This is a genomic window from Enterobacter sp. RHBSTW-00175 (genome assembly GCF_013927005.1).
Taxonomy (GTDB): Bacteria; Pseudomonadota; Gammaproteobacteria; order Enterobacterales; family Enterobacteriaceae; genus Enterobacter.
Genome location: NZ_CP055930.1, coordinates 2,535,756 through 2,559,484, shown reverse-complemented (window position 1 = coordinate 2,559,484; position 23,729 = coordinate 2,535,756). Strand labels below are relative to the sequence as shown.

24 protein-coding genes are annotated in these 23,729 nt (G+C 55.5%); 2 read left to right on the top strand and 22 right to left on the bottom strand.

Annotated features, from left to right (window positions below; genetic code table 11):
* Nucleotides 1-50 precede the first annotated feature (50 nt).
* From HV107_RS12150 to HV107_RS27255, 3 genes are all read right to left on the bottom strand, one after another.
* Nucleotides 51-599, bottom strand: coding sequence for a hypothetical protein (locus HV107_RS12150; protein ID WP_221891797.1), 549 nt, complete (start codon nucleotides 597-599; stop codon nucleotides 51-53).
* A gap of 211 nt (nucleotides 600-810) precedes the next feature.
* Nucleotides 811-1,050, bottom strand: a complete 240-nt coding sequence (locus HV107_RS27515) for a DUF4113 domain-containing protein (RefSeq protein WP_326928816.1) — start codon at nucleotides 1,048-1,050, stop codon at nucleotides 811-813.
* Between the two features lie 38 nt (nucleotides 1,051-1,088).
* Nucleotides 1,089-1,631 (bottom strand): hypothetical protein, encoded by a 543-nt coding sequence (locus HV107_RS27255; protein ID WP_050547113.1) that lies wholly within the window; start codon nucleotides 1,629-1,631, stop codon nucleotides 1,089-1,091.
* A gap of 53 nt (nucleotides 1,632-1,684) precedes the next feature.
* Between HV107_RS27255 and HV107_RS12140 the strand changes: the two genes are divergently transcribed.
* Together HV107_RS12140 and HV107_RS12135 are read left to right on the top strand one after the other, a co-directional pair.
* A protein-coding gene (locus HV107_RS12140; protein ID WP_100214960.1) for an IS3 family transposase occupies nucleotides 1,685-2,793 on the top strand; the annotation gives its coding sequence in 2 pieces (ribosomal slippage) (nucleotides 1,685-1,946 and nucleotides 1,946-2,793; 1,110 coding nt in all).
* 351 nt (nucleotides 2,794-3,144) lie between these two features.
* Nucleotides 3,145-3,522 (top strand): hypothetical protein, encoded by a 378-nt coding sequence (locus HV107_RS12135; RefSeq protein WP_016808242.1) that lies wholly within the window; start codon nucleotides 3,145-3,147, stop codon nucleotides 3,520-3,522.
* 31 nt (nucleotides 3,523-3,553) lie between these two features.
* On the opposite strand, the gene HV107_RS12130 is transcribed toward HV107_RS12135, so the two are convergent.
* From HV107_RS12130 to HV107_RS12040, 19 genes are all read right to left on the bottom strand, one after another.
* Entirely contained in the window at nucleotides 3,554-5,062 is a 1,509-nt protein-coding gene (locus tag HV107_RS12130; protein ID WP_016808243.1) for a conjugal transfer protein TraG N-terminal domain-containing protein, read from the bottom strand.
* 2 nt (nucleotides 5,063-5,064) lie between these two features.
* Nucleotides 5,065-5,403, bottom strand: coding sequence for a hypothetical protein (locus tag HV107_RS12125; RefSeq protein ID WP_016808244.1), 339 nt, complete (start codon nucleotides 5,401-5,403; stop codon nucleotides 5,065-5,067).
* 10 nt (nucleotides 5,404-5,413) lie between these two features.
* The gene (locus HV107_RS12120; RefSeq protein ID WP_016808245.1) at nucleotides 5,414-6,889 is read right to left on the bottom strand and encodes an integrating conjugative element protein; all 1,476 of its coding nucleotides are present in this window, start codon (nucleotides 6,887-6,889) and stop codon (nucleotides 5,414-5,416) included.
* Nucleotides 6,889-7,881 carry a TIGR03756 family integrating conjugative element protein gene (locus tag HV107_RS12115; protein ID WP_016808246.1) on the bottom strand — a complete coding sequence of 331 codons (993 nt, stop codon included), beginning with the start codon at nucleotides 7,879-7,881 and terminating at the stop codon, nucleotides 6,889-6,891. The genes HV107_RS12120 and HV107_RS12115 overlap by 1 nt, the downstream gene beginning before the upstream one ends.
* Nucleotides 7,878-8,276 (bottom strand): TIGR03757 family integrating conjugative element protein, encoded by a 399-nt coding sequence (locus HV107_RS12110; protein WP_016808247.1) that lies wholly within the window; start codon nucleotides 8,274-8,276, stop codon nucleotides 7,878-7,880. The genes HV107_RS12115 and HV107_RS12110 overlap by 4 nt, the downstream gene beginning before the upstream one ends.
* A 962-nt stretch (nucleotides 8,277-9,238) precedes the next feature.
* Entirely contained in the window at nucleotides 9,239-10,543 is a 1,305-nt protein-coding gene (locus tag HV107_RS12105; RefSeq protein ID WP_016808248.1) for a 5-methylcytosine restriction system specificity protein McrC, read from the bottom strand.
* A 3-nt stretch (nucleotides 10,544-10,546) separates the two neighbouring features.
* The gene (locus HV107_RS12100; RefSeq protein ID WP_016808249.1) at nucleotides 10,547-11,686 is read right to left on the bottom strand and encodes an AAA family ATPase; all 1,140 of its coding nucleotides are present in this window, start codon (nucleotides 11,684-11,686) and stop codon (nucleotides 10,547-10,549) included.
* Entirely contained in the window at nucleotides 11,676-12,248 is a 573-nt protein-coding gene (locus HV107_RS12095) for a hypothetical protein (RefSeq protein ID WP_016808250.1), read from the bottom strand. Before HV107_RS12095 ends, HV107_RS12100 begins: the two co-directional genes overlap by 11 nt.
* Entirely contained in the window at nucleotides 12,241-14,460 is a 2,220-nt protein-coding gene (locus tag HV107_RS12090; RefSeq protein WP_016808251.1) for an Eco57I restriction-modification methylase domain-containing protein, read from the bottom strand. The genes HV107_RS12095 and HV107_RS12090 overlap by 8 nt, the downstream gene beginning before the upstream one ends.
* Nucleotides 14,457-15,551 (bottom strand): DNA adenine methylase, encoded by a 1,095-nt coding sequence (locus HV107_RS12085; protein ID WP_016808252.1) that lies wholly within the window; start codon nucleotides 15,549-15,551, stop codon nucleotides 14,457-14,459. The genes HV107_RS12090 and HV107_RS12085 overlap by 4 nt, the downstream gene beginning before the upstream one ends.
* The gene (locus tag HV107_RS12080) at nucleotides 15,548-15,787 is read right to left on the bottom strand and encodes a hypothetical protein (RefSeq protein ID WP_016808253.1); all 240 of its coding nucleotides are present in this window, start codon (nucleotides 15,785-15,787) and stop codon (nucleotides 15,548-15,550) included. The genes HV107_RS12085 and HV107_RS12080 overlap by 4 nt, the downstream gene beginning before the upstream one ends.
* A gap of 455 nt (nucleotides 15,788-16,242) precedes the next feature.
* Nucleotides 16,243-16,620, bottom strand: coding sequence for a hypothetical protein (locus HV107_RS12075; protein ID WP_016808254.1), 378 nt, complete (start codon nucleotides 16,618-16,620; stop codon nucleotides 16,243-16,245).
* The gene (locus HV107_RS12070; protein WP_016808255.1) at nucleotides 16,617-19,475 is read right to left on the bottom strand and encodes a conjugative transfer ATPase; all 2,859 of its coding nucleotides are present in this window, start codon (nucleotides 19,473-19,475) and stop codon (nucleotides 16,617-16,619) included. Before HV107_RS12070 ends, HV107_RS12075 begins: the two co-directional genes overlap by 4 nt.
* The gene (locus HV107_RS12065) at nucleotides 19,475-19,885 is read right to left on the bottom strand and encodes a TIGR03751 family conjugal transfer lipoprotein (RefSeq protein ID WP_016808256.1); all 411 of its coding nucleotides are present in this window, start codon (nucleotides 19,883-19,885) and stop codon (nucleotides 19,475-19,477) included. Before HV107_RS12065 ends, HV107_RS12070 begins: the two co-directional genes overlap by 1 nt.
* Nucleotides 19,885-20,286, bottom strand: a complete 402-nt coding sequence (locus HV107_RS12060) for a hypothetical protein (RefSeq protein ID WP_223479954.1) — start codon at nucleotides 20,284-20,286, stop codon at nucleotides 19,885-19,887. Before HV107_RS12060 ends, HV107_RS12065 begins: the two co-directional genes overlap by 1 nt.
* Nucleotides 20,264-21,766 (bottom strand): TIGR03752 family integrating conjugative element protein, encoded by a 1,503-nt coding sequence (locus tag HV107_RS12055; RefSeq protein WP_016808257.1) that lies wholly within the window; start codon nucleotides 21,764-21,766, stop codon nucleotides 20,264-20,266. Before HV107_RS12055 ends, HV107_RS12060 begins: the two co-directional genes overlap by 23 nt.
* Complete coding sequence (locus HV107_RS12050) at nucleotides 21,756-22,706, bottom strand: TIGR03749 family integrating conjugative element protein (protein ID WP_016808258.1); 951 nt, start codon at nucleotides 22,704-22,706, stop codon at nucleotides 21,756-21,758. The genes HV107_RS12055 and HV107_RS12050 overlap by 11 nt, the downstream gene beginning before the upstream one ends.
* Nucleotides 22,706-23,365: a PFL_4703 family integrating conjugative element protein gene (locus tag HV107_RS12045; RefSeq protein WP_016808259.1), complete on the bottom strand. Its 660-nt coding sequence runs from the start codon at nucleotides 23,363-23,365 to the stop codon at nucleotides 22,706-22,708. Before HV107_RS12045 ends, HV107_RS12050 begins: the two co-directional genes overlap by 1 nt.
* The gene (locus HV107_RS12040; protein WP_004115534.1) at nucleotides 23,362-23,718 is read right to left on the bottom strand and encodes a TIGR03750 family conjugal transfer protein; all 357 of its coding nucleotides are present in this window, start codon (nucleotides 23,716-23,718) and stop codon (nucleotides 23,362-23,364) included. The genes HV107_RS12045 and HV107_RS12040 overlap by 4 nt, the downstream gene beginning before the upstream one ends.
* Nucleotides 23,719-23,729 lie beyond the last annotated feature (11 nt).

Below are 23,729 nucleotides of genomic sequence, written 5' to 3'. Positions count from 1 at the left end.
AGGTAGTTATCATTAACACATAATGATAACTACCTTTTCCCGATAAAATATCACTCACCTATAGCCACGGAATGAATTTCCTTCATCAACTTCTGTACGCCAGATCCCGATAGCCTTTCTGCAGATGCCGATGAATATGTTATATAGAGTTTACTTCCACTCCCGTTTTTTTCAATTTCTACATCTAAATGATCGTTATCATTCCAGTCAGAGCCCATTTTATAATAGCTACCAGGTATTGCCTCCCAAACTGGATGTGCATCATCTTCAGCGGCCGCTTTCCATGCCCCGTCATTAGAGCTATTCCGTAAACTATCCAGCTCCTGACTTGACATAAACTTGTAATGTCTTTTTATTCTGGCAGCAGCAGTATCTACATCAACAGCTACAGTATAATTTTTAGACTTGGATTCTTTTTTTAATGACTGAGGTAAATGCATTGGTGTCGTAACATCAGTTGATGGGTTAGAGTTTCCCCTCAAAGAGTTCATTATACCTGAAGCACCATGACTGATTTTATTATTTGTATCTGCTATTTCCTGCATGCTACAGGCTGTGACAAGAGCAGGAATTATTAAAATGGCGGTAAGACTCCTCACGATCCATATCCTCCAAACATATTTACTAAAAAAGCGGTCAATGAAAAGTACGCTTGACTTATTCACCATGTAACAGACTGTAAACCCTGCCGTATAGAGTTTGTAATGTCAATGGTGCGGTTTTGAGCAAATATAAAAAAGATTACCTTACTCTGACAATATCATCCAATCTGTTTGTAAAAGCGGGCGAAAGTCTTTCTATTCGCATCTTTCAGCCTGTGGCATCACTTTTAATGCCCTGCCCTGCAAACCAGACTGAACCCTTACCAGAGCTGTTAATGCTGTCTATGAGTGTCATTAATTCATCGCTATTACGATGAGGCTGAAGGTCATCGAACAGGGTAAGTTGTAATACTGCCGCGCTGCGAAAATCGGTGAGAATTACACCTGCGCGTTGATAACGATGCCCCGGGATGAATATTGTTTCAAGAGCTCTTACAGCCGCCTTGATGATATCCCGGGAATCACGGGCCGGAACAGCAAGCTCCGTTACAGCCTGATTTTAAAGAACGACTCATTCTCTGCAAAGGGACTGGTACTGATGAACACCGCTACTCGTTTACAAAACTGGCGCTCTGCGCGTAACTTTTCCGCTGCACGTTCGGCATGAGCGCAGACGGCCTGATGGATGCTGAATTCATCTGTAGGTTTTTCTCCAAAGGAGCGGGAGCATATGATTTGCTCCTTTGGAGCTGTAAACTCTTCAAGGCCCAGGCAGGGCATGCCGTTGAGTTCTCTTACTGTTCGTTCAACAACCACTGAAAATTGCTTACGAATAAATGAAGGAGACAGCTCAGACAGCTGGAGTGCATTGTTAATCCCCATCAACTGCAATTTTTTACCGAGCCGACGGCCAATACCCCAGACCTCTTCGACTGGCACCAAGGCCATTAACTTTCGCTGTCGCCCTATATTGCTCAGGTCAACTACTCCTCGCGTAGCTGGCCAGCGTTTACTTGCATATTGGGCCAGTTTAACCAGAGTTTTCGTTGGGCCTATCCCCACTGACCCTGACCCAAAATCCTGTTCCATTCAGAAACAGAATTCCGGCATGATAAACACTCCCCTGAACGGAGGTGGTGCCGATGAAAAAGTCACGATTCACCGAAGAGCAGATTGTTTTTGCCCTGAAGCAGGCTGAACTGGGTACGTCAGTGCCGGACGTCTGTCGCAAGCTGGGCATTTCGGATGCCACTTTCTATACGTGGCGTAAAAAATACGGTGGTATTTCTCCTTCGGAGCTGAAGCATATGCGGCAACTGGAAGAGGAAAATCTGCGGCTGAAGAGGCTGGTTGCCGATCTGAGCCTCGACAAGGCGATGCTGCAGGACGTGCTGGCAAAAAAGAGCTGACGCTGGCACACCTGCGCGAATGGGTCAGGGATTTGCAAGCCCGCTACGGGGCCAGTGAGAGACAGGTCTGTTTTGCGCTGCGGGTCAGCCGCAGCTCGTTTCGATATCGTTCTGTGGCCGCCGACGACAGCGCACTGCGGCTACGCATCCGTGAGATAACCGAAACCCGGGTTCATTACGGGTACCGCCGGGTACACGTGATGCTCAGGCGGGAAGGCTGGCGCGATAATCACAAACGGATCTACCGGCTTTACAGCGAACAGGGGCTGTCACTGCGTCTCAAACGGCCACGCCGCAATAAATCGGCCCAGCGCCGACAACCGCAGCCTCAGGGTCTGTATCCGAATCACGTCTGGGGCATGGATTTTGTCTCTGATGCGTTGTTTGACGGGCGACGACTGCGCCTGCTGACGGTTATCGACCTGTACACCCGCGAATGCCTGGGGATCTGCGTGGGGCAGAATTTGCGTTCAACAGAAGTGGCAGAAATGCTGAACAGCATAGCGCTCAGACGTCCTTTACCTCAGTTGCTGAAAACCGATAATGGTTCTGAATTTGCAGGTAAAATGCTGGACAGATGGGTGTACGAAAGAGGCATCAGAATCGACTTCTCACGCCCGGGAACACCGACGGACAATGCGACGGTGGAGTCCTTCAACGGCAGGTTACGGCAGGAATGCCTGAACGAAAACTGGTTCATGTCCCTGGAGGATGCACGGTGCAAAATCGAGGCCTGGCGCATACACTATAACCAGAGACGTCCCCATTCTGCGCTGGGCTGGATGACGCCATCTGAATTTGCTGAAAAGTCTGCCGGTTGCCTGAATATGCAGCCAACATGAAGCCGGTTATTCCTGATTATGACTGGAGCATATTCGGGGTCAGGGTCATATGAAGACATTACTAACATCACGGTGTATTAATCAACGGGGAGCAGGTCAGGGCTGCATGGCGAGCGCTACAAAACGGGCTTTCTCTTCGGGAGTATAACGGCGGCGCTTTTGCTCGCCAGTGATCACTTCGATTCTTTGCACAGGACACTCCTTAAACATAGCTCTATGCCTATGTCTTACTGGTGAAGTGTCCGGTTTAAACGGGGGCTATTACAGGATACTAATAGCCCTTGTTAATTGCACAAAAAATCGGCTATGGCTATAGTGGTCTTTAAGGCTTACCTAGTATGGAGGAATGTAATGCCTCAATCTCAAAAAAATCGAGCTTGGAATCGTGGAGCAAGACTTGCAATCCTTTATAAGCAAATGAAAGTTAATCTCCTGAATCTTGATAAAATTTGCGTAACATTGGCAAAGAAAAATAGAATACCTACATGGATTGGCCATATACCCTTGATTCTGGTTTTTGCCGGCACTCTAGCAGGGCTTTTGACAGTGGGTTTTGTGATCTCCGCATGCCTGATCTTTCTTTTATGTATCACCTTCATTGCAAAAAATGTCAGCTCGTCAGCTCCTGACGATGATGATTCAAGCACAGGCCCCGGTTACAGATATGGTAAAGATGGATATGGTTATTATACGGGTTCTGATGACATTACGTCTGAGAAACTAGATTAAGCGAGGCATTCACGCCTCGCTTAATATGCCATTATAAACGAACACTTTTTTTAACTGAATCTACAGCTGCTCCCCCGGTTTCTTGAGGTTTAGCAACCCCAGTTTTAAGTGCCCCAGAGATTACATCGCCTATTCTTACTCCCGCCCAAGATAATGCTCCTAACCAAACGGCAGGCAGTACAATAAACATCGCTCCCATAACCAGATTCATAATAAGGTCATCGGTACTGTTCTGCAGCCCTGCCATATTAAAGCGGCTGTGAGTGTCTGAACTGTACAACGCGGTTAACAACCAGCTGTCGAGCCAGCGCGCCAGTTCCCACCAGAATGTCAGGAAGTTAAGAGCAAATATCACAAAGGTCAGCGTAATAACGGTTTTGAATTCGTAGGCCGCAAATGCCAGGATCAGCGGCAGCATGACATATATTGCCATCAGCAGGATGGCCTGCACCATTGGCAGCGCCTGCCGCATCGCATCGAACGCCGGGAACGCGGCCAGACTGCCGAGGGCCGTACCGCCAATGGAGGCCACGCGCGCCGCGGCATTATCCAGGGTAAAATCGGCGTTGCCGCCATAGCCGGCATACACGTGACCATTCTGTGAGACCGTCAGGCTTTCCGGGCTGACCAGACGACGGATGACGGCTTCCTGATAGTCACTGTCGTTAAAGCCTGACATTTTCATTGCGGCCGAGATACGCAGCCACATATCGGGGTCGGCCTGGTCCTTCACCCGTGCTTTCAGTCCGGTGTCCGTACTGCTCCACCACTCGCTGCAGGTGGGATAGCCTCCTCTTCCTGTATTGGGCCGGCCGCTGTCCCGGCTGTCGGTCCACGGGAACGCAGCCCGGGGCAGTTTGGACTGCAACGAAGGATAATACCGGCTCAGGAATGTACTGCTGCCAATCCATTCGATATCACGCAGCGTGGTTTTGTCCTTTGTCTGGCCCTGATCCTGTTGCTTCCACAGATACAACGCAACCGAATAGCAGTCGTTGGTGAAGTCCTGCAGTTCCTGCGCCAGCGCTTTGTTGTCGATACGCGTATGCTGCACTTCAAAGCGGATCTGGCGCATGTCAGGGCGGCAGGGAATGGTCGCCACGGCTGCCTGGGTTACCCCTTTTGAGAGTTTATGAATCAGCACCCACCATACCGGTGCTGCAGCCGTCTGGCCGTTGAGACTGGTGACCACGCCGGCATAGCCGCTTTCATCCGGCGCTTTTGGCGTCCACACACCACAGCTCTTTGCCCGGGTTGTGTCGTACTGCATCGTACTGAGGCTGACATTAATCAGCGGTACGCAGCAGGCAATCATCACCAGGAAACCGGCATACAGCGCGTTCTCGATACGGGGCAACGACAGCATCCCCTTGTTGCCTTCATCCTCCCCCTCTTCGCGGACCCTGAGCCAAACCCCCACCACCTTAAACGCCAGCGGCAGGACAAAAAGCCCGGTACTCAGCAGGACATTCCACAGGCCGTTATTGATCACCCAGCCGAGCAGCGTGAGAAAATACTCAAGATAGCTGTTTGTCGTCATCTTCAGGCTCCCGGACCGGTAAACATCGCGTACTCACATAACGCGATAAAAAGTACACTGACCACACTGATGCGCAGCAGTGGTCGCCTGTACGACTCTTGCAAACCCGGCGCATGCCGGATTTTCAAGAGGCCCCACGCAACCAGCGCATACAGCGCCAGTCGCCATATCAGCCAGCCGTAGCGCGTCGACTGCATCCAGCTCCGGAATGCAGCAGCTTCAGTCGGATGTTTCATGGCGGTGTCAGCCACCATCAGTGAGACCACCATGAACAGCGCCATGCAGGCGAGGAAAATGCCGGCACGGGTCAGGACTTTCCTGACAGTCGTTTTTTTACGCATCCTTATTCCCTCATTCAGCCGACTGCGGCGCTGCCATCTGGTTGAAGCGACTGTCGGTATTGTCATCAGACTGGGTCTGCGGGTTGGTTTCGACGCGCTGGTTCTCCCTGTCGATAATGGTCAGCACCGAATTACGTGACAGTTCACGCTTCATCTCCATCTCGTTTTTCAGCGCCGCGATTTCCCGATCCAGCGCCTCAATACGCTGGCCGGCGGTATCAATGGCCTTTGGCTGAGCGGCAGCATTCGGCTCCGACATACCGGTAACCATCATGCGACGCATCAGCAGCGCCGTTTCCACCGTGTCAGACATGGCCAGCTCGCCTGCAAGGCGGGCGGTCAGGGCCGCGTTATCCGGATCACGCTGCAGGGCTTTAATCACGCCGGCCGTCACCGGCAGTCCGCCTGTTTTCAGCTTCGCCAGATTCGCGGCCGTGGGCTTTTCCGTACCGTTGACGAGCCTGACCAGCTGCTCAGCGTTGGCTTTGGTTGCCTCTTCCAGCAGTGGGGCAAAGCCGGTGCCGGCAACGGTCGTACCGGGCTGGTCATCCGCATCACCGCTGGTACATTCGCTCGCGTTGGCACAGGTGCGCATCGAACGATCGCCCAGCACCTTCACGGTCATGGCCGCCGCCTCTTCCGCGCTGCCGAATTTAGAGCATGCGCCACCGTTACAGCTGCTTTCGCCGACAGTCGAATTAGCGGTGACAGGCAGACCGTTCATCATGTTGTAGCCGGCAGCAACAAGGTCATGGGTGACACGGATGGCGGGCTGCCCCGCCCCCCCACGTTTCTGACCGCCAATCCAGTTATTGCCCGACGTGCCGGTGACTTTCCGCCCCGCCTCATCTGCACGAACCGCGTCAGTGTCTCCGCTGTTCACAACAGACTTGTATTCATCCATCATGGCCTGCTGCGTCCAGTTACTGCTGTCGCTGAAGTCCATCATCTTTTTCGCCATGTTCTGGCAGTTGAGCTGCGCCTTGTCGAATGACACATTGGCCTGAAGCACGCCGTTTGTGAGCATGTCATACAGACCGGGGTTGGCCCGCTGAATGACCATCGCCGGCAGACTGGCCACCGCGCCGGTGGCCCCCTGAATCACGTCGCCCATCAGGTTTTTAAAGCCTGATGTGACGCCGTTGAGCTGGTTGCCGACGGTGGTTTTCAGGTCAAAATTGCCGCACATCAGGTCACTGCTCCAGCCGGTATTCAGCCCCAGCTTCTGCATATTGCCGCGCGTGGCCGGCTGGGAAATGACCGAGCCGCCGCCGAGGGTGTAGAACAGTTTGTCTGACACCGCCCCATCCACGGACTTGCCGTAACCGATGGCGCTGTTGTTCACCTGCGGCAGGGACATGCCCAGGATGGTATTGTCATCATCGGCTGCGTGCGCGGCCGGGAGGACGTTCAGCAGGGAGCCGGTCAGCAGCAGGCTTACGCGAGCGGCTGAAAATGAAGGTGTTTTTTTCACGGTTTTCCTCATCAGATATCAGTGCTGCCCAGAAATGTCTGCCCGCGTCGTTTGCAGCAGCTGTAGGGCTGCCAGAACGCAAAGGCTTCGTTGTTGTCGCTCGCGGCGGTGTGGCTCCCGTCCGGGAAGACGGCACATGACTGTGTCATGTGGGGGGCCAGCCGCTGCCATTTGTGATTGCGTGTGCCGGTGTTTTCCTTAACCTCGCCCGGTGGCCAGTACCCGTCATGACGGTTGCCTTTGAGCACCTGATACACATGCGGCTGCCCGGCGCGGGTGATAATGTCTGCGACACGCTGTGCCACCACGGCAGAGGCTTTATCATCATCGGTCTGGCTGACAAACCCCGAACGGGGATAGACGTTGCCCCACATATTTGCTGCGGCCTGACTGCCGATTTCCCGCTGGCCGGGCACAAGCGCCTCCGGATAGAGGGACTCCGGCACGCCCGTGCGCCAGGCCGCCGAATCCAGCGTACTCAGGAAGTAAGGCATTAACGGGGTGGCTGCGGTATCACAGGAATAGCCCGGAATACTGCCGCCAATCAGGGAGGTGGCCGGGTGGCCAATCGCATCGGCATATTTGAAACGGACGGCAGACTTGCGCTGGCCGGGATTTTTCATGTCGGCCGGATTGGCTCCTCCGGCAGAAACACCGGAAAGCCCGCTGGTCACAGCACTCTCTAACCCGCCGGCGGTCTGGCTGACAAACGCCATTTCCTGCCACGGGTTGCCGCCCGGAGCGACATAGGTCGAAACGACTGTCTGAGGAATGAAGTGGGTGACTTTGACCGATGTGCGCACCTTGCAGCCAAAGGGGGTGCAGAACAGCCAGTAACAGATGCCACTCACACGCCAGCTGATACAGTTTTGCGACACGGCGCTGGCAATAATCTGCGCGGTGTTAAGTGCTGCAATAGCTGCCGGCGCGGTTGCCGTACCCAGTACCGTGGCAACCGCCAGCGAGCACACCGTGGTTCTGATGCGGGAAGGTTTTGTATTCACTGACCACCTCCCCGGTTACGCAGGGAAGTGGCCACGGCCACATCCGTGGTGCCGTACACCACATCGCGGTCATCAAATACCACAGCCGGCACTTTTTTGATGCCCAGCTCCCAGGCCCGGACCACCTGCCGATAAGAATCGTTTAGTTGCAGCTGTTTTTGTTGCCAGGCAGGAGACGTCATAATCTGCCTGACCTGTGCTTCGGCCTGCTGCGGGTCTGCAGGCAATTCCCCGAACATGTCGGCCTGCAGCCGGTCAGGACCATCAAGAAGGACCACCGGCACGTCCGGCGGCAGATTTGTCGGCAGATGTTGACTGTCGGTGAAGAAGACCGTGCCGGCCAGTGCGAATGCCGGCAGCAGAGCCGGCAGGAAAACAAGAGGGGTCAGTTTCATGAATCGGGACTCCGTCAGACTGAATCGTCTGTCAGCGTGCCCGCGGCCGTTCATAAAAGCCGCAATAAACTCATTTTCAGAACTCAAAAATTAATCTGCAAGTTTAGAATTTTCCTTTCCCACTGCTTTACCTGTTCTGACTGACCGCTGCGTGCCCAAGCCGTGTGAAAACTGTTTTGGTCGCTTAATCTGAGAAAAACGGGGCTGAAAACTACGCTCATACGTAAAATTTGGCTCAGCTAAACAGTCGAGTAATTACAGATTTTGCGTAGGTGCGCGAACTTCAGTTTTGGGTTAGGGCCCATAGCGCAGTCGGACTGACGGCTCGGTCTGAGGAGGATCCGGGGGCGGACTAAACCGGGCAGTGGCTGAAGTTTTGATGATCAGCAGCAGGCACTTTGGAATGCCCCCGCTTCCGCAGACAGTATCTGTCCTCACGGTGAGGCCTTTTCGAAGGCCTCCGGACTGACGCCTTCCAGGTGACTGTTAAACCCGTGGCGATTCATCCTTTTTGACTTACGCAGCATACACCAGATGGCTGATGCAGAGTTCATGGCAGGGATAATATGTTTAACCTGATAGAGGATCGTAATCCCGGTGAAGTAATACCCATCAAATCATTTATGAAATGTCCGCGCCTCGTGCGGGATGAAAATAAAGTTTAATACTAACTAACGGCAAAAGCCGCCTGGATCGGTGTTTTTTTGTTCGAAAAAGGAGGGGTTATCATCCTAAACCAGAGGCCGGGCGCACCTGCCGGTCGGATCCGTAGAAATAAAGTTTCATACTTAGCGATTAGAAAGCCTTAAAGGCATACTGGTACGCCAACGCTTGGAACTACTTAACCTGCTGTTATGGCGCAGTCAAGCTCCTGGCTGCCGACAATGTTAAACGTTTTCAGACCGCCCCTAAATGTAAAATCAACCATCGCTAAATCTGTTAGGAAGAAGCCCTTGAATCAATCACACAAAGGCTGCTGTAACCCCAGCAGCCATGTTTGCGGCAAATAATCTGAGAGCTCCCGCCCTAGAAATCAGGCGGCTCTCGATCTGAATGCCCACGATTTGCACGGCATCCACCACAGCCTTTTCAAAGACAGTGCACGTCCCTACGGGCTGCGGGGCATCGCTTGGTTGTGCAGGATAGGCTAGTGCCACTAGGTTGCATCCAGTAGCCTTGGAGAAGGCCAGGGCTTCGTAGATGTCAGCTTCACTGATGCGAAGCTGTCCCTTCTCCACGTGGCCCTTGTACTTGGCATCCAGCAGCATCCTGGGCCTTGTTCCATCGAGCTCAATTACACAGTCTGGGTACACTGAAAGCTTGCTCACAGCACCGGTAATCATCCTGATCTTAGTGCCTAAGGGATAGCCCTGTTGGGGCACTACGGCACTGCGACCAAAGCCCAATCGTGCGGCCACCGTTAACAGATCTTCCCACACGCGCCAGGTATTCACTAAGTAACCAGGTGCATGGGCCTGTCCCTGCTTGTAGTTAAGCCCCAGGCCTCCGAGCACATCGATAGACAGCTCATGCAGTGGCTTCCACGCTCGGTGCCGTGCAGGAATGGGGTTTCGACGGTTAGCAGCAACGTTCTGAGGCGAAAGGTCCTCAATCAAACGCACCAGCGAACTTGCGGCTGAAGGGTCACTTACTTCAGGGAGTAACTCCCTGGCCGCTGCCACGATATCCCCGTTCCAACCGTTCTTGCGATCAAAGCGAATGAGCTCTTGCTCAAAGCCATCAGGTGAAGGAAAGATGAGATCCACCGGATCAGGATCCCCATCGATGAAGAAGTCTGCTTCACGCACACTACGATAACTGCGCAGTGGCCGACGTTTACGGGCCTCGTACATGCTCGTGATGGAACGAGCTACTAGCGTAGACAAATCCCTTGGGGTACCACCTGATGCCGATAAGCGTTCGGAAGCCAAGAGCCGCCCATGACGTGAAAGCGTGGAGAGGAAAAAGAAATCTTCGCGCCACGCTGCATCTGTGTCGTCGAGTCCCAAAAACTTGGGAGCAACTTCCAGTTCCAGTGAAGGTGCCAGGCGAATGAGGCCCGCAAAATCGATGGCACGTGTGCCCTTGGCATCCACACTGATAGGGTTGTAGCTAAGCCTTAAGCTCGACGCAATCCGGCTCCCAGCCTCCAATAAAAGGCTGTTGGCCTTCGTGCGATCCACCCCAATCGCTTCAGCAATCGCACGGCTCAGGTCAACGGGTGTACCGTACTCAATAAGGGACAGCCGTGTTCGGGGGTTCACCACGTGCTACCCCCTCGGATTGGCAAATGCCCTGAGAGCTGCGTAGATATTGTTCTCAGCAAAATTCGTGGGCCCTTCAAAACGAAAGCGTAAATCATCCGCAAAAGTTGTCTCGGTGAGCTTGAACGGATTAAAGGCTGGCCCATCCAGCGCATTAAGAGCCGCTGCAATTCCTCGTGTGTCCCCGAAGAATACCTCTTCCACGTGTGCCCGCACCTTCGCCCACCCTACACACAGCGTGCCCAAAGCTTCATTAAGGCCCAATGTTTGCGGCTTCACATCCGACATCAGTACACCATGCCCGATCTGAAACTCGGGACCACGGCCCAGAGCAATTTGCGCGTTTACAGCAATCCAGGCACTCACCGAAGCCTCCAAGGCATCGTTCACGCTGGCAGGTACATCAGGCAATGCATTGACACCCTTGGCACCCAAACCGTAAAACGTCCGCAAAGCCGCCTCATCGGGCTCTAGGCGCATAGGTTCCCAACGACGCAAGAACGCGACATCCAAGGGCTCCACAGACGCATCGGCCTGATTCATCGCAGCCAGGATATAGAGGTCATGGGGCAGTGCGTATTCGATCACATCACCAGAGACGGGATCGAGCATTTCAAAGAACTGCGTTTCAGCAAGTTTGGCCCCATCAGAGGCCAAGCGTTTATCGGACTCAATGGCCACAATGGCACCACCGAACACCTGCACCGCAGGACCTCGGTTGATCTCATCAATGATCAACAGTGCAGCCCCATTGGCACCCTTCGCATGCTCACTGGCACGGTACAGAGTCCCCTTCACGATGGTGAAGTCTGGGTCTCCTGCTGTCTTGTTGACCGCAGGCGTGATGCCCGATAAGAAATCGCGGTACTTGGAGTTTTGGTGGAAGACCGTCCGAAAGACTTTGCGGTCCATCTTGGTGGGTGCAGGAATGTCTTTAACAACCCCAGCAGCAGGGGGAATAGGGATGCCGCCCATGGGATTGAGCTGCGGTGGGCCACCTGCAGGAGCAAGACCAAAGGCTGTTTCAAAGGCCAAAGCAACTTCGGCCAAGAGCTTGGACTTGCCCGTGCCAGGTGCACCAGACACCAGCACGTTGCGCGAACGTGCGAGTAGCTTTAACACCTGTTTGCAGTTTTCACTTACCATTACAGAACCTACGCATGTTCGTGAAGTCGATATAGCCAATTACGGCTCGATTAGCAGCCCGCTGTGCATCCAAACAACTCAATAGCTCTTGAGCAACTGAAGGATCCCAAACGCCTTTAACACGAAGAGTTGCTTCTTCCGCGAAGTGCGGCCAAACCGACTGGTCATGAAGCTGAATCAGAAGCAACAAAACGCGATTCCCAATTCCCCCTGATGGCATTCGGTCCGAATCAAAACATGAAAATTTCGGCACCTGAGAAATCCATCCCTCTCTCGGCCGAGACTTTGTGGGTGACATAAACTCAGCTGCTCTTGATACAACCTGTGTTGAGTCCGGCTCGTTCCAAAAGAAGGTACCTTGATGTACTGCCTTTCCACCCCGGAGAATTTTATTGGGAAATATCAACTCAACAGCTGGCAACACCGCCTCGTAGGGAAATCGAAAGTCTCTTGCCCCCCCTCCAGAATCAGAGTCATTAGACTCCGCATCAGCTTTCCGTCGATCTCCCTCAACAATCTCCTTGTACAGAATTCGAGCAACCTGTCCCGCTCCATTAGCCATGAATTTTGGATCCTTCTTCTATTTCTTCGCCCCCCAGAGCGAACTCAGAGGGTACATAAGCAATCGCCCCCAGCGCGCGTGCCTGCATCGCACGGTGCGACCAAACTGTAGACAGACTTCCTGTGCGTTTTGCCATTGCAGCCAAAACATTATCTCGGGTAATTGTGGACTTGGCCTCACCTGGCAAGCCCACTTGGCCCCGATCCAAAAGCGGGAAGTCTTGGAGCACTAACTCCATGTCCTTCAAATCGAGCCCATAGGCCACGGCCACTTCCGCATCAATCTCCCCACGAAGCTGCGCCATGCGCTCGTAGGTTTCACGAGTAGCCCCCGCACTGTCAAGTGTGCGCAATTCGCGTGCAGCACTCACCAGCCTCTTCCATGGCAAACCATCTTTGGCGAGTTTTGGCATGGGCACGCTTTGCAGCAGGAAGTAATTCACCGTCGTAGTGAGCACACGCCGAAGCATCCAGTCAAAGGCAAAACTGTTAGCGATGGACACCCACACCAGCAGCCGTTCTTCTGATGGGTCTTCAGGGAAAAGGATCGTGGGCACCTTATTGCCACAGACCACCCCAGCAGGAATTAACGAGGCCATGAGCGAACGCTCATTGGTCTGACCCGCAATGTCGCAAAAGCCCACACGCAGCACGTCCGCACGGTGCTGGTTAGCACTGGGCATGTCGGAGAGACGAATCCAAAACTGGGGGGCAAGGCGTGAGTCTCCGATGGCATAAGCCTCCCACAACGCACGGCGACCAGTGCCTGACACGTGGCCTTTTACACCAAAGCGATGCGCCTGCACCATTCGACCTTCCACCAGTGGCAAAGCGCCAGGCGTGGCACGCCCCAGGAACTTAGGACGCTCCTTGGTCATATCAACTTCACGGCAAAACTTCGGGGTCCAGCCATAACCAGGCTCTTCCCACGAAACACCTGCTTCTCCGATCTTTGAGAAGAGCTTCCACTCAGACACGTTACGAACCTCGGGCAGGCTCAAATCGCCCCGAACACCCGCAAGTGCTGCACGCCCAATAGTGGCAGTTCCCGTAATCTCCAATCCCGTAGGGGTGCCCCGCTCATGCATGAGAGTGATGGGCTCACGCTTGCTCTTTTCAGAGCCAGCCTTAGTGAGAGCCACGGCCAGGAACTTAAAGCGTGTGTCGATCGTAAAGAACCGTGCACGGTTATCGATGATCGACATGGACACGCTTTGGCTCGCATCAAAGATTTTCTGCCGCATGGCGCGGGTACCTTGCGAGCGAATGAGCCCACCCGGAATTAGTGCAACCACCACACCCTGCTTTTTGCAGAGTTCAAAAAAGAGGTCCGTGAAAGCAATGTATAGGTCTGGCTCTCCATTACCCAAATCGGGATAGCGAGCCAACAGGCGACGAGAGTAGTTCGCTACCTCATTGCGCTGCTGGGCAAACAGATCCTCATCAAGCCCATGAATTTGGGCCCCGTAGTGGCGCTTGGTGCCTGAGGACTTCAAGAATTCGTGCCGTGAGAGCTTGACCTTTTCCCATGGTGGATTGCCGATCACCGCATCAAACCCCTCAGGGACCATGGCAGTCCAAACCTTGCGATCAGCCATCAAGCTATCGCCACAGTACCAACGGGCACGCATAGCCTTAAGAGTCGATACATCATCAGTGAACGAAGCAAGCGCAAGCAGTGCCGCACGCAAAGAGTTGCCAGAAAGATCCGCTGCATACACACCGTGAGCCAACCAATGCGCCGTCTTGGCTCTATCCATACCACACACTGCGTGAGTCAGCGCTGCTAGCAAAATTCCTGCACCGCAGGCAGGATCAATCACCTTGCTCTTGTGTGTGAGCTTGGGGGCTGCGAGCTGCGCCAGTCGTGTAGCCAGGCGAAAATCCGTATGGTAGGCGCCCGTGCTTTTTCGATCCTGCTCATGCAAGACCTCACGCGCCAAGACACTCAGTGCCAAAGCAGGGTGAATAGGTGAACGCTCGATGGCACTTGCTACAGGTACCGCAAGCTCCAAAAGATCTGATGCTGCGCGCTTGCTCTTGACTCCAAAAGCCTCATGAAACGCCGTTAGGTCAAACCCGCCAAAACGCGCTGATGCTGCCTCCAAAACTTGAAGCCGAAGCTCAAAGCTGGTTTCCCCTCCCACAGCCTGAGTGAGTGCCGCTTCTGCTGGGGCCAGGTACTCTGATTCAACAGGCCGAGGAGAACTCATGCATAGCTCCTCACGAGAACGGGTTTGATAGCTTTAACTGTTTTTGACTGGGCTTGGGGAAGCTGTGCCATGGACCGTTTCACGACCACCAAAAACTCATTCACATCGGACGCCGAGCTACTGGCTGCCTTGTTTGGCCGGTATCGACCAATGGCGCCCAAAGGGTACATTGTGGACGAGCCGATCTTAGAAAGCTCAGCCTTCATGTCCTGCATGCAGATGTGCCCTTCACTACTGTACGAGAGCAGTACCCTTTGAGCCTTCAAGCCATGAACCAGACGCGAGAGTGTTTTGAGAGCACGGCTCTTGTAGCAAAAGTCAGAAGCCAAGGCCTTCCATGGACGAAGTCCCGCAACCCCCTCCACCACAGGCTCATCGCCAAGAGCCACCGTTTCAAGGATGTGGTAATAGCTCGCGTATTGACGCTTGGTGTACGGGGGGTCCAAATACACGAGGTCGTGTGCAACATTCGGAACGTCGAACACATCACCCACGCTAGCCTCAACACACACTCCAGTTTCTTTGAGATCACGGCAACGCATGGCAATCTTGTTTTGAGATTGGCTTGTCCATTTGGAGAGGAAGCAGCCAAAAGTGCCCGCAATGTTGGCAACGCGGTTCAGTGCACTAAAGAGATCGGCAATCAATAGCCTCTCCTCAATTTCGTCAATATATCCGGCACCTTTCCACTCAACAATCAAGCAGCGCATAGCGTCTATCTTAGCTGCATTTTCTTCGGTGAAGTACCTACGCTCAATTCCACACGTATCGATCGAAGCGGGGCTATAAGTGCGCCACATAAAATCATGCAATGGCTTAACTGCGTTTAGCTTGCTAACAGCACCAGAGTACCCACCAAGTTTTTTGAAGGTCACCTGATCATGGCTGATAAGACGTGCCCCAGCAGAGATAACAGCTGAGTGCAAGCTATCATTAATCCGCACATTCCAACCATGCTCCGCAGCAGCCTCAGCTACAGCTCCAGTTCCACAAAAAGCATCCACAAAAAACGCGCCCTTTCTAGGCGGCCCAATGTGGGATGCTATCTTGTCGACGAGTCTAGATTTGGAGCCAATATAGCGAAAAGTCATATAGAAACCCCTACGTTTTTTTTACGGCCAGTTACTGCTCGACCCTGACCAAGTTCTTGGCTGGCTTCTGGGCTTTGCAACACAATGCCTTTGTGGTCGCAATAGTCACAAAGGAGTACCTCAAGCATATTCACCATGCTCCGCTGCTCATGCTCCGCTGCCTTCTTTAAGGCCTGTTTGAACTTTCTGGAAACTCTTAGATTTAAGGTCTCACTTTTGAGGTCAGTGAATCGCATGAAAACGCCCCGCATATGTCTGTGCAATTGCGTTATTGTATATGCACACATACTGAATAGATACACTATGACAGCGATTCTTAACCTTACGTACAATGCAGCACTTTTCACTCGCGGACCAGACGGCATCCTTCATGGTTTCTCCTACTCCGAAGGCGAGCTATAGGGAATCCTGACTGCTTAGCAATACATTTATCCAATTTTCGACGTATCTCGAGTCTTAATGTGCCAGCCATAACAAAGCCAACGTCCTAGTTGATATCATCAACATAGCGCACGTTGGCTTAGGGTGAAACTCTATTTTCAAGGAGGAAACTTTATTTTCATCCCACACCTCGCGCGTTACCGTTTTACTAAAACTCGCCAGTCATAAAAAAACCGGCCCCAGCGGCCGGCATCAAAAAAGCATTCTGTTCTTTTTGTTATCATGCTCCTGGTGAAGACAAGTTTTCGTTTTAAACGTCCAGCCCGTTAATCCACAGCATCAGATACGCCAGGTCGGCCGAATCCGGCACCGTGATATACCAGCGCGGATGCGCATACTCCTCTTCCTGCGGCCAGCTCGTCTGTCCCGTCACGGTGATAAGGATGTTCACCGCCTGCTTCAGCTTTCCCTCAAGATAGATGGCCACGCTGCTGCTGAGTCCCACCCGGTGCGGGTGACAGGTCATTCTGACCGGACCGGTCAGGCGCTGCCTGAGCATTGCCCGCAGCCTCACCAGGTGCTGATGGGTCGCCGGGAGCACACCGGGCTCCCCCTGAGGCGACAGGGTGAACAGGGCTGAGCCACTGTGCTCATGAATAGTGGGTTCAGGGTACTTCAGTGTCATCATACCGTGGCAGGCTCCTGTTGTTTTTCCGTCAGACCGCGCAGACGGTCCAGATTCTGCGCGACGCGTTTTGCCGCCTCCAGTTCGCTGCAGTGAAATTCATTCATCAGCGCCCGGCGTTCGGCTTTCTCTTCTTTTTCCGTCATGCCCAGTGCCAGGAAGAGACTGGGCGGCACGGCACGAAACAGCGCTTCGATCCGTTTCGCCAGCACCACGCCTTCCGTATAACACCCCGACAGTTTACTGGCGGAAAGCAGCACCGATTCCTGCTCCGGCGTGAGCGCGCGAAAACGGCTGATATCTTTGACCTCTTCCGGAGGCATGGTCAGACAAATCCACCATTCCGCCATGTTAAGCATCTTTTCGGCAATGTCTGGGTAATCCTTAAGATTCTGGGTGGCCAGCCACAACCAGGCCCCGAGCTTACGCCACATCTTGACCACCTTGGTCATGTACGGCGACAGCAGCGGATTAACCGTCACGATATGCGCCTCATCCACCGTGAAGACAATATCCCGGCCCAGGAACTGGTCACGCTCCGCGATGTTGTTAATCATGTTGGTCATCGAGACCATGGTCAGGGCCATCTGCGCCTCGTAGCCCTCACGCGCCAGATGCCCCAGGTCGACCAGCGTCACGTCCGCTTCCGGCCACAGCTCCCCTTCACGGTTGAACAGCTCCGCTTCAAAGCTCCCGGCCTGAGTGAACATGCCCAGGGATTCCGCCATTTCCGCCGCTTTCGCCTTGCGCTGGGCATTGCGGACATTGATGACGCCCTCATCGTTGTCAGAGGCAATGTCGTACAGCGCCTTCTGCAGGTCAGACGGCAGCATCTGCCGCCCTTCCTTATACGTGGCATGTGCCGCCATCAGCAGCGCCTCACGTATCATCGCCCTGTCGGCACGCTTAAGGTCAGCCTCTTCTTTCGGGTCACCGCCGGTGATCATCATGCGCGCGGAGATTTCCATTTCACCGAGAACGTCACGCTTGTCATCCTCGCCATCGTCGTCCGTGTCGATATCCGGCAGGTCGCTCTCATCAACGGCCTGGGCGGCCAGGCCTTCTTCCACCAGTTTGTGAGCATCAGCAAACGGCGGCAGACTGACGCCGCTCCCGGGTTTGACGCTGATTTTATTCACCGTCAGCCCGAGGCTGTCAAAGAAGTCGGCCAGCAGGCCGAACGAATTCCCGGCCTCCGCAATAAACAGCCGCGGACGATGGACGGCCATCAGCTGGGAGAGCGCGGCACACAGCGTGGCCGACTTGCCCGCCCCGGTCGGGCCGAACAACAGCAGATGCGCGTTCTGGGTGCGGTCGAGCTTGTTGAGCGGATCGAATGTCAGGGTATCCCCGCCGCGGTTGAAAAAGCTGAAGCCGGGGTGCCCCGTGCCGGTTTCCCGCCCGGTTACCGGCAAAAGTCCTGCCAGGTGCTGAACCCATGTCAGACGGGTATACCAGTGTTTTCTGTCGCTGTCCGGGTTAAAGCACATCGGCAGCGCCCGCAGCCAGCTGTTCAGCGGACCTTCTTCAAACTCCGGCCGTACCGGCTGCAGACCGGCCCCGAGCAATACGGTGGACAGCTCCAGCCGCTTGCGCTTCAGGCTGGTCATGTCGTCGCCGCGCAGCAGGAAGGTGATCCCCGCCCGGTACAGCTTGTGCCGGTTGCCCAGATACTCTTTGACCGTCTTCACATCCTGGCGGACGCGGCCCGACTCGGTATTCTCACCGACCGCATTTTTCGACAGCCGGTTAAACTGCTCTTCAAGCCGGTCCTGGGGCTGTACCACCACGGTCATGCACACCATGGTCCCTTCCGGAAACATATCCATCAGGGCATTAATTTTCTTTTCACCCCGGCTTTTCTCGCCGGTCAGGGTGCCCGGCTCCGGCGGTGTACGCAGTTTTTCCACCGCCACCGCGCAGTGCGGCTTGTTGTCAATCCACCACACGCCGTTTTCCGGGTCTGAAACCGGCGGCGTGAACCACAGGGTTTCGGCAAAATCATTGCTGACCGGCACGGTGCCTTCAGGTGTCTCGCGCGGGTCTGCGTAAGCAGCCTGCCGATAGAGCGTGGTTTTCTCCACCCAGTCCGGTGACGGATTGAACAGCCGCAGCAGCCAGCCATGCACCTGCAGGCCGTTCTGCCGGGTGCAGCGGATCCCCGCCCCGCCCAGGGCATTAACGACCCGGTCGCACACCTGATTGAGCATCGCCACCGGCGGCATCGGATCCCGGCTTTTACCAAGCCAGCGATAAACAACCATCCGGGTGCGGCGCTGCTGCCCGCGCCACGGCTGGCCGGTAATCAGCGAGTCAGTAAAAAGTCCCTCAGGCCGGGAGATACTGCGGATATGGCGCTCCATTTCACCCAGCCAGGCGTCGGTAAACGCCGTGCGCTGTGCATGTGGTTTGACATACCCGCGCAGCCTGTCCAGGTACGCGTCAGTGTCGTCCTCGTCCTGGCAGAAGAACTGCACGACCCAGGGATTCACGTCATGTTCATCAAAGCTGTCCTGAAGTGCATCCTCAACCGAGTCCCGGATCTGTTCCAGGCGCTCTTCGGTTCGCCCTTCGGTCGCCACCGGTGTCACATCATAAACGGCCCCCACCGACACGCCGTCATCGAGCAGGAGACACTGCTCTTCATCGAGAAATTCTGCCCAGGGCAAAAAGTCAATGATGGACGGATTGGCGTGATAAACCTTCTCCTCATCCTGGCGCGTCATTTTCCCGGGGCGCTTCAGAGGTTGCCGGCCCTTCACGGCCGCGGTCAGGGTTTCATCTGCCTGAACGGACTGGCCGTCATCAACCGGCGTCTGCCGGTCGGTGGATTTATTACGCGTAAACAGTGAAAGCATTACAGGGCCTCCGTGCGCTCGCCAGGCATGGCATACTGCGTCTGGCTGTAGAACGGGAACACAGTGCTGTAACCCGGCACCGGCGTGTTACCGTCTGCCAGATGGGGATACAGGTACATCACCATGTCGGGGTTGGGCAGCCGGGGAAACTGCTGGGTGATTTCGCTTTCCTGAGTACGGCTGTAGCTGCGGTCGGCCTGCGCGTCCGCCTGCGTTTCGCTGCCAGTCAGCGGGCGTCGCAGCGTGTCGCGGACCGCCGCAGACTGGCGGGAAGTACTGCCGCCACCGTCCGCCCCGTTCCACAGTTCCAGCATGGTGTTATCGCCCGCCGGCAGCATTTCCTCTTTGGAGGTTGAGCAGCCGCTGAGCATCACACAGCTCAGGGCCAGAATGAAAACCGTTCTGTACATTACCGGTATCTCCTTTGTGAGGCGGCCGGATCGTAACCGCCGCAGATAAAAACGAACGCACTGACATTCAGCAGGTGCCCCAGCTCCCGTAATGTCATACGCGGGCAGTAAAGCCGGCGCGGGATTTTCGGGCTGCGCCACGAAACGGCACACTCCCGGGCACTGAGCGGCAGGGAGAACCTGCCGATATCCAGTAAAAGCTGGCCATCGCGCCAGCGCAGTAAAGGTGCGCCGGCAGGCAACAGCGCTACGGGTCGCAGCAACAGAACCGCAGAAGACGCAGGGATCACGTCAATATGCCAGCCTGCCCCGTCGCTGAACGTCCAGCACACGGATGAAAGAGGGAAAAACGTTATCTGTCCCGCCATGGCCGTGTACTCAGTCCAGTCCGCCGTTGTCACTGATGCCACCCGGCAGGGTGAAGTCGTAGCGCACCTTACGGCCCTTATCTTCATAATCAATGGCCAGCTGACGGGTGATATGCACGGCGAGACGGGCACCAGGCGGCACATAAATGGCATCAAACGTCATCCCGTAACGCTGTTTGATCCAGTCGGTGGTTTCAGACATGCCGCCGGAAATGGCTTTCCCCAGCGCCGCCTGTCCGGCGTCGCCGGTCATGGTGGCGGAAATGCCATTCACGTTATTCTGTGTGGTGTACTGCCCCTGGCTCATCGCTTCACCCGCCGCACCGGCAGCCGACAGGCCAAAAATGGTGGGCAGATAGGTGGAGGCATTGGACTTACGTTCGCCGCCAATGCACGGGATCCCGTTTTCATCCGAAATCCAGCCGATACCGCCACTGGTGCCGGTATCCTGTTTAGCCTGAGCGTTATTATTTTGCCCGCTGGCGTTGTTACTGGCGTCGGGTCTGGGGAGGGTGCGTACCGTACCGTCGGAAAAGACAAAGGTGACGCTGTTAACCTGCCCGCGCACACAGGACAGTGTCCAGTCTCCGCTGGCCGTCCCGGAAACAATCGCCCCTTCGACGTCCGGTAACTCGATGCCGTTCGCCGTCAGGTTATCCTTACCGATAAGCACCTTAAACGGATAAGGATCGGTCACGGTGCCGTTGATGGGCACACGGCCAAGCAGTGCCGTCATGGCGCGGCTGCCGACCAGCGTGGAATTTTCCGGCAGCGTGTAAACCGGCTCTGCGCTCTCTTCCGCCCCTTTTTCATTCGTACGTCCCTTCACTTTCTCCTCATAGGCCGCTTTCTGTCGGGTCAGCTCATTTTCACCCAGAAAAGAAGTCGGGAACTGAGGAGATGCCTTGCCGCTGGCCGCGTCCCGCGGGTCCGTCTCTTTCTGGTCCGTCGGCGCGACCCACATCATGCCGTCGCTGCCCTGAGAAGCCGCCCCCCCGGTACTGCTGCCCATGCCGTCCAGGCCCAGCCCCAGCGGGATATCGCTGTCCGCCGTTTTTTTCTCGGTGTCAGGCTTTTTGAGTTTGTCGGTCAGCTCCTGGATTTTCGCCGTCAGGCTCAGTTGTTCGTTCTGAAGCTGCGCCTGCCGCTTGTCGTACTGCTCGCGCAGACCATTAACGGCCTCATTCACCTGTCCTGAAACGTCCTGATTGCGTCGGCGCAACCGCTCGTTTTCTTTCACCAAATCCGCGTTCTGCTTATCCAGCGTTTTCTGGCGGTCACGCACATCGTTCAGCCGGCCGATAAGCGTGCGCAGGGTGTCCTCCGGCGTGTCGCCTTCCACACCCAGCGCCTTCAGTTCATCCGGCGAGAGATTATGCAGGGGGCCGCCGCTTTGTTTTGCCTGAGATTGTTCTGCCGGTTCGTTTTTGCAGCTTTTGAGCCCCACGGCCAGCCCGGCAATCACCACGGCCGGCACGATAATTTTCACCAGGGCATTAGATTTAATCTGCATGGCGGGCCTCCTGTTTTACCGTGCGGGCCGCTTTACGCAGCGCAGACGGCTCAGCAATAAATGCGCTCTCCGGACGACCGGCGGTCACCACATACACCGTGGTGGTGTCTTCCGGCGTGCCGGCAGGACCGACCCAGCGGTGCTGGAAGGTGGCGGACACAAACTGTCCCTGCAGCGAGCGTGGATCCAGAACGACCTTACGGCTGCCGGTGTTCGTGAGCCTGAGTGCCACCACGCTGCGGTTTGCCACACCCCAGCCAGCCAGCGGCGTGACCGTTAATGGTTCAGAGGGATACAGCGTGCTGACACGTCGGGGCAGATGAGGATTGACCGGATGAATACCCGGGACCGCCTCGACCGTACGTGCCGGAGCATAAAGGCTCTGAGCGGCATAGCGGGTCAGCAGCACCGGGATGGGGGCGCTGTAGCGGATTTTTTTACGCTTTGCCTGAGTACCATCATCGCTGCCGGTGGGAGCAGATGAGCCTGATCCGGAAGCAGCCCGGTCTGCACCACCTGGCTGACCGGCCGCATCGCCGGCGTGACTCAGCGTGCTGACATCACCGCTGTAGACCAGCCGCACCGGCTCAGTCGGCCCTTTTTCACCGGCGGCGATATCAAACAGCAGAACCTCGCCGCTTTCCACATCCTGCAGCTGCACCCGCGTCTGCGGAAAGGCGCTGTCGGCTTTCAGGTAGACGGCTCCCCCGGTGCTCTGCACCCGGAGTTTACCGTTAAGCGCCGGCGGAAAACCGACGCGGACGTTTTTGTCCACAAAGACCACCCGCTCCTGCCCCACCTTCAGGGGGATCTGCAGCGGAATACGCTCCCATTTCATCAGCTCATCTGCGCCGGCAGGACGTGATACCAGCATTGCCAGGGGCAGCAGGGCGAAGGACAGCGCCATCAGCCCGGCGCGGTAGTGGGGGTTTTTACTCATCACTGAAACACTCCTGACTTCTCCGGTTTAGGTGCAGGCGGTGCCGCCTCCAGACGCTGGGGCACACCGGCATAACAGTCCAGCGCCAGACCGAACGGGTTGCGCTCCGCATCACCTTCCCAGCGCACCACTTTAAGCGGGTAACGTACCAGGGCGCGTTTGACCGGCTCGGCATGGAAATATTCGTCGGCCACCACGTCCAGGCGGGCAATCCAGTGATCGCGATCCTGTACGGTCACGCTCTGTGACTGGTAACCGCGACCGGGCACTTCATACACCACGCGCACGCGGTCGGTGAGCTCCCCGGCGTCACCGCGTTTCTTTGCATCCGCTTTCAGGAAATCCTGACAGGACGGCGTCAGATACGGCGACAGCGCATTGATTTTGCCGGAATAATCCACCTCGCCGTTTTTCGGCCAGGCATTGAGCTGCTGAAAAATGTAGAACGCAAAGGAGTAGACCGTCGGGGGTGGCACTTCCCACCAGGGCCGCGTGCTGCCGGTACGTAAATCCGGCGGGTTATGCACGGTCAGCTTGCTGGGCGCCAGCATCCAGCCGGCACAGGTGAATAAAAGGAAAAAGGCGAGCACGGCGCAGGCGATGCGCAGCGTCTGAATATGCTGGTCGCGGTCTTTTACCGCATGGCGAAAACGGCTCATGAGGCTCTCCTGTTACGTTTCACTGACCAGCCCCGGGCATCCACTATCAGTTTCGGATTGCCCATCCCCAGCCGGCGTTTTTTCGTCTCCAGTCGCTGCCAGAGCCAGTTCTCAGGCTTACCGCGCTTGAGCCTGGCCATCCAGCGGCCGCCGAACCAGACGAGCAGCAGCGGCATGACCAGCAGGCCGGTGGGAACAACAACCCAGCCGGCAAGCGGGATAAACGGCAGTGACAGGAGCAGACCCGCACCCGCGCCGGCAAGGGCTGCCAGCCCCATCTCATGGGTGGTAAACCCGCGAAACACCACGGGCTCACTGTTGAGACGGTCAGGTAAAAAACGAATGGTCTGCATCGTCGCAGGCT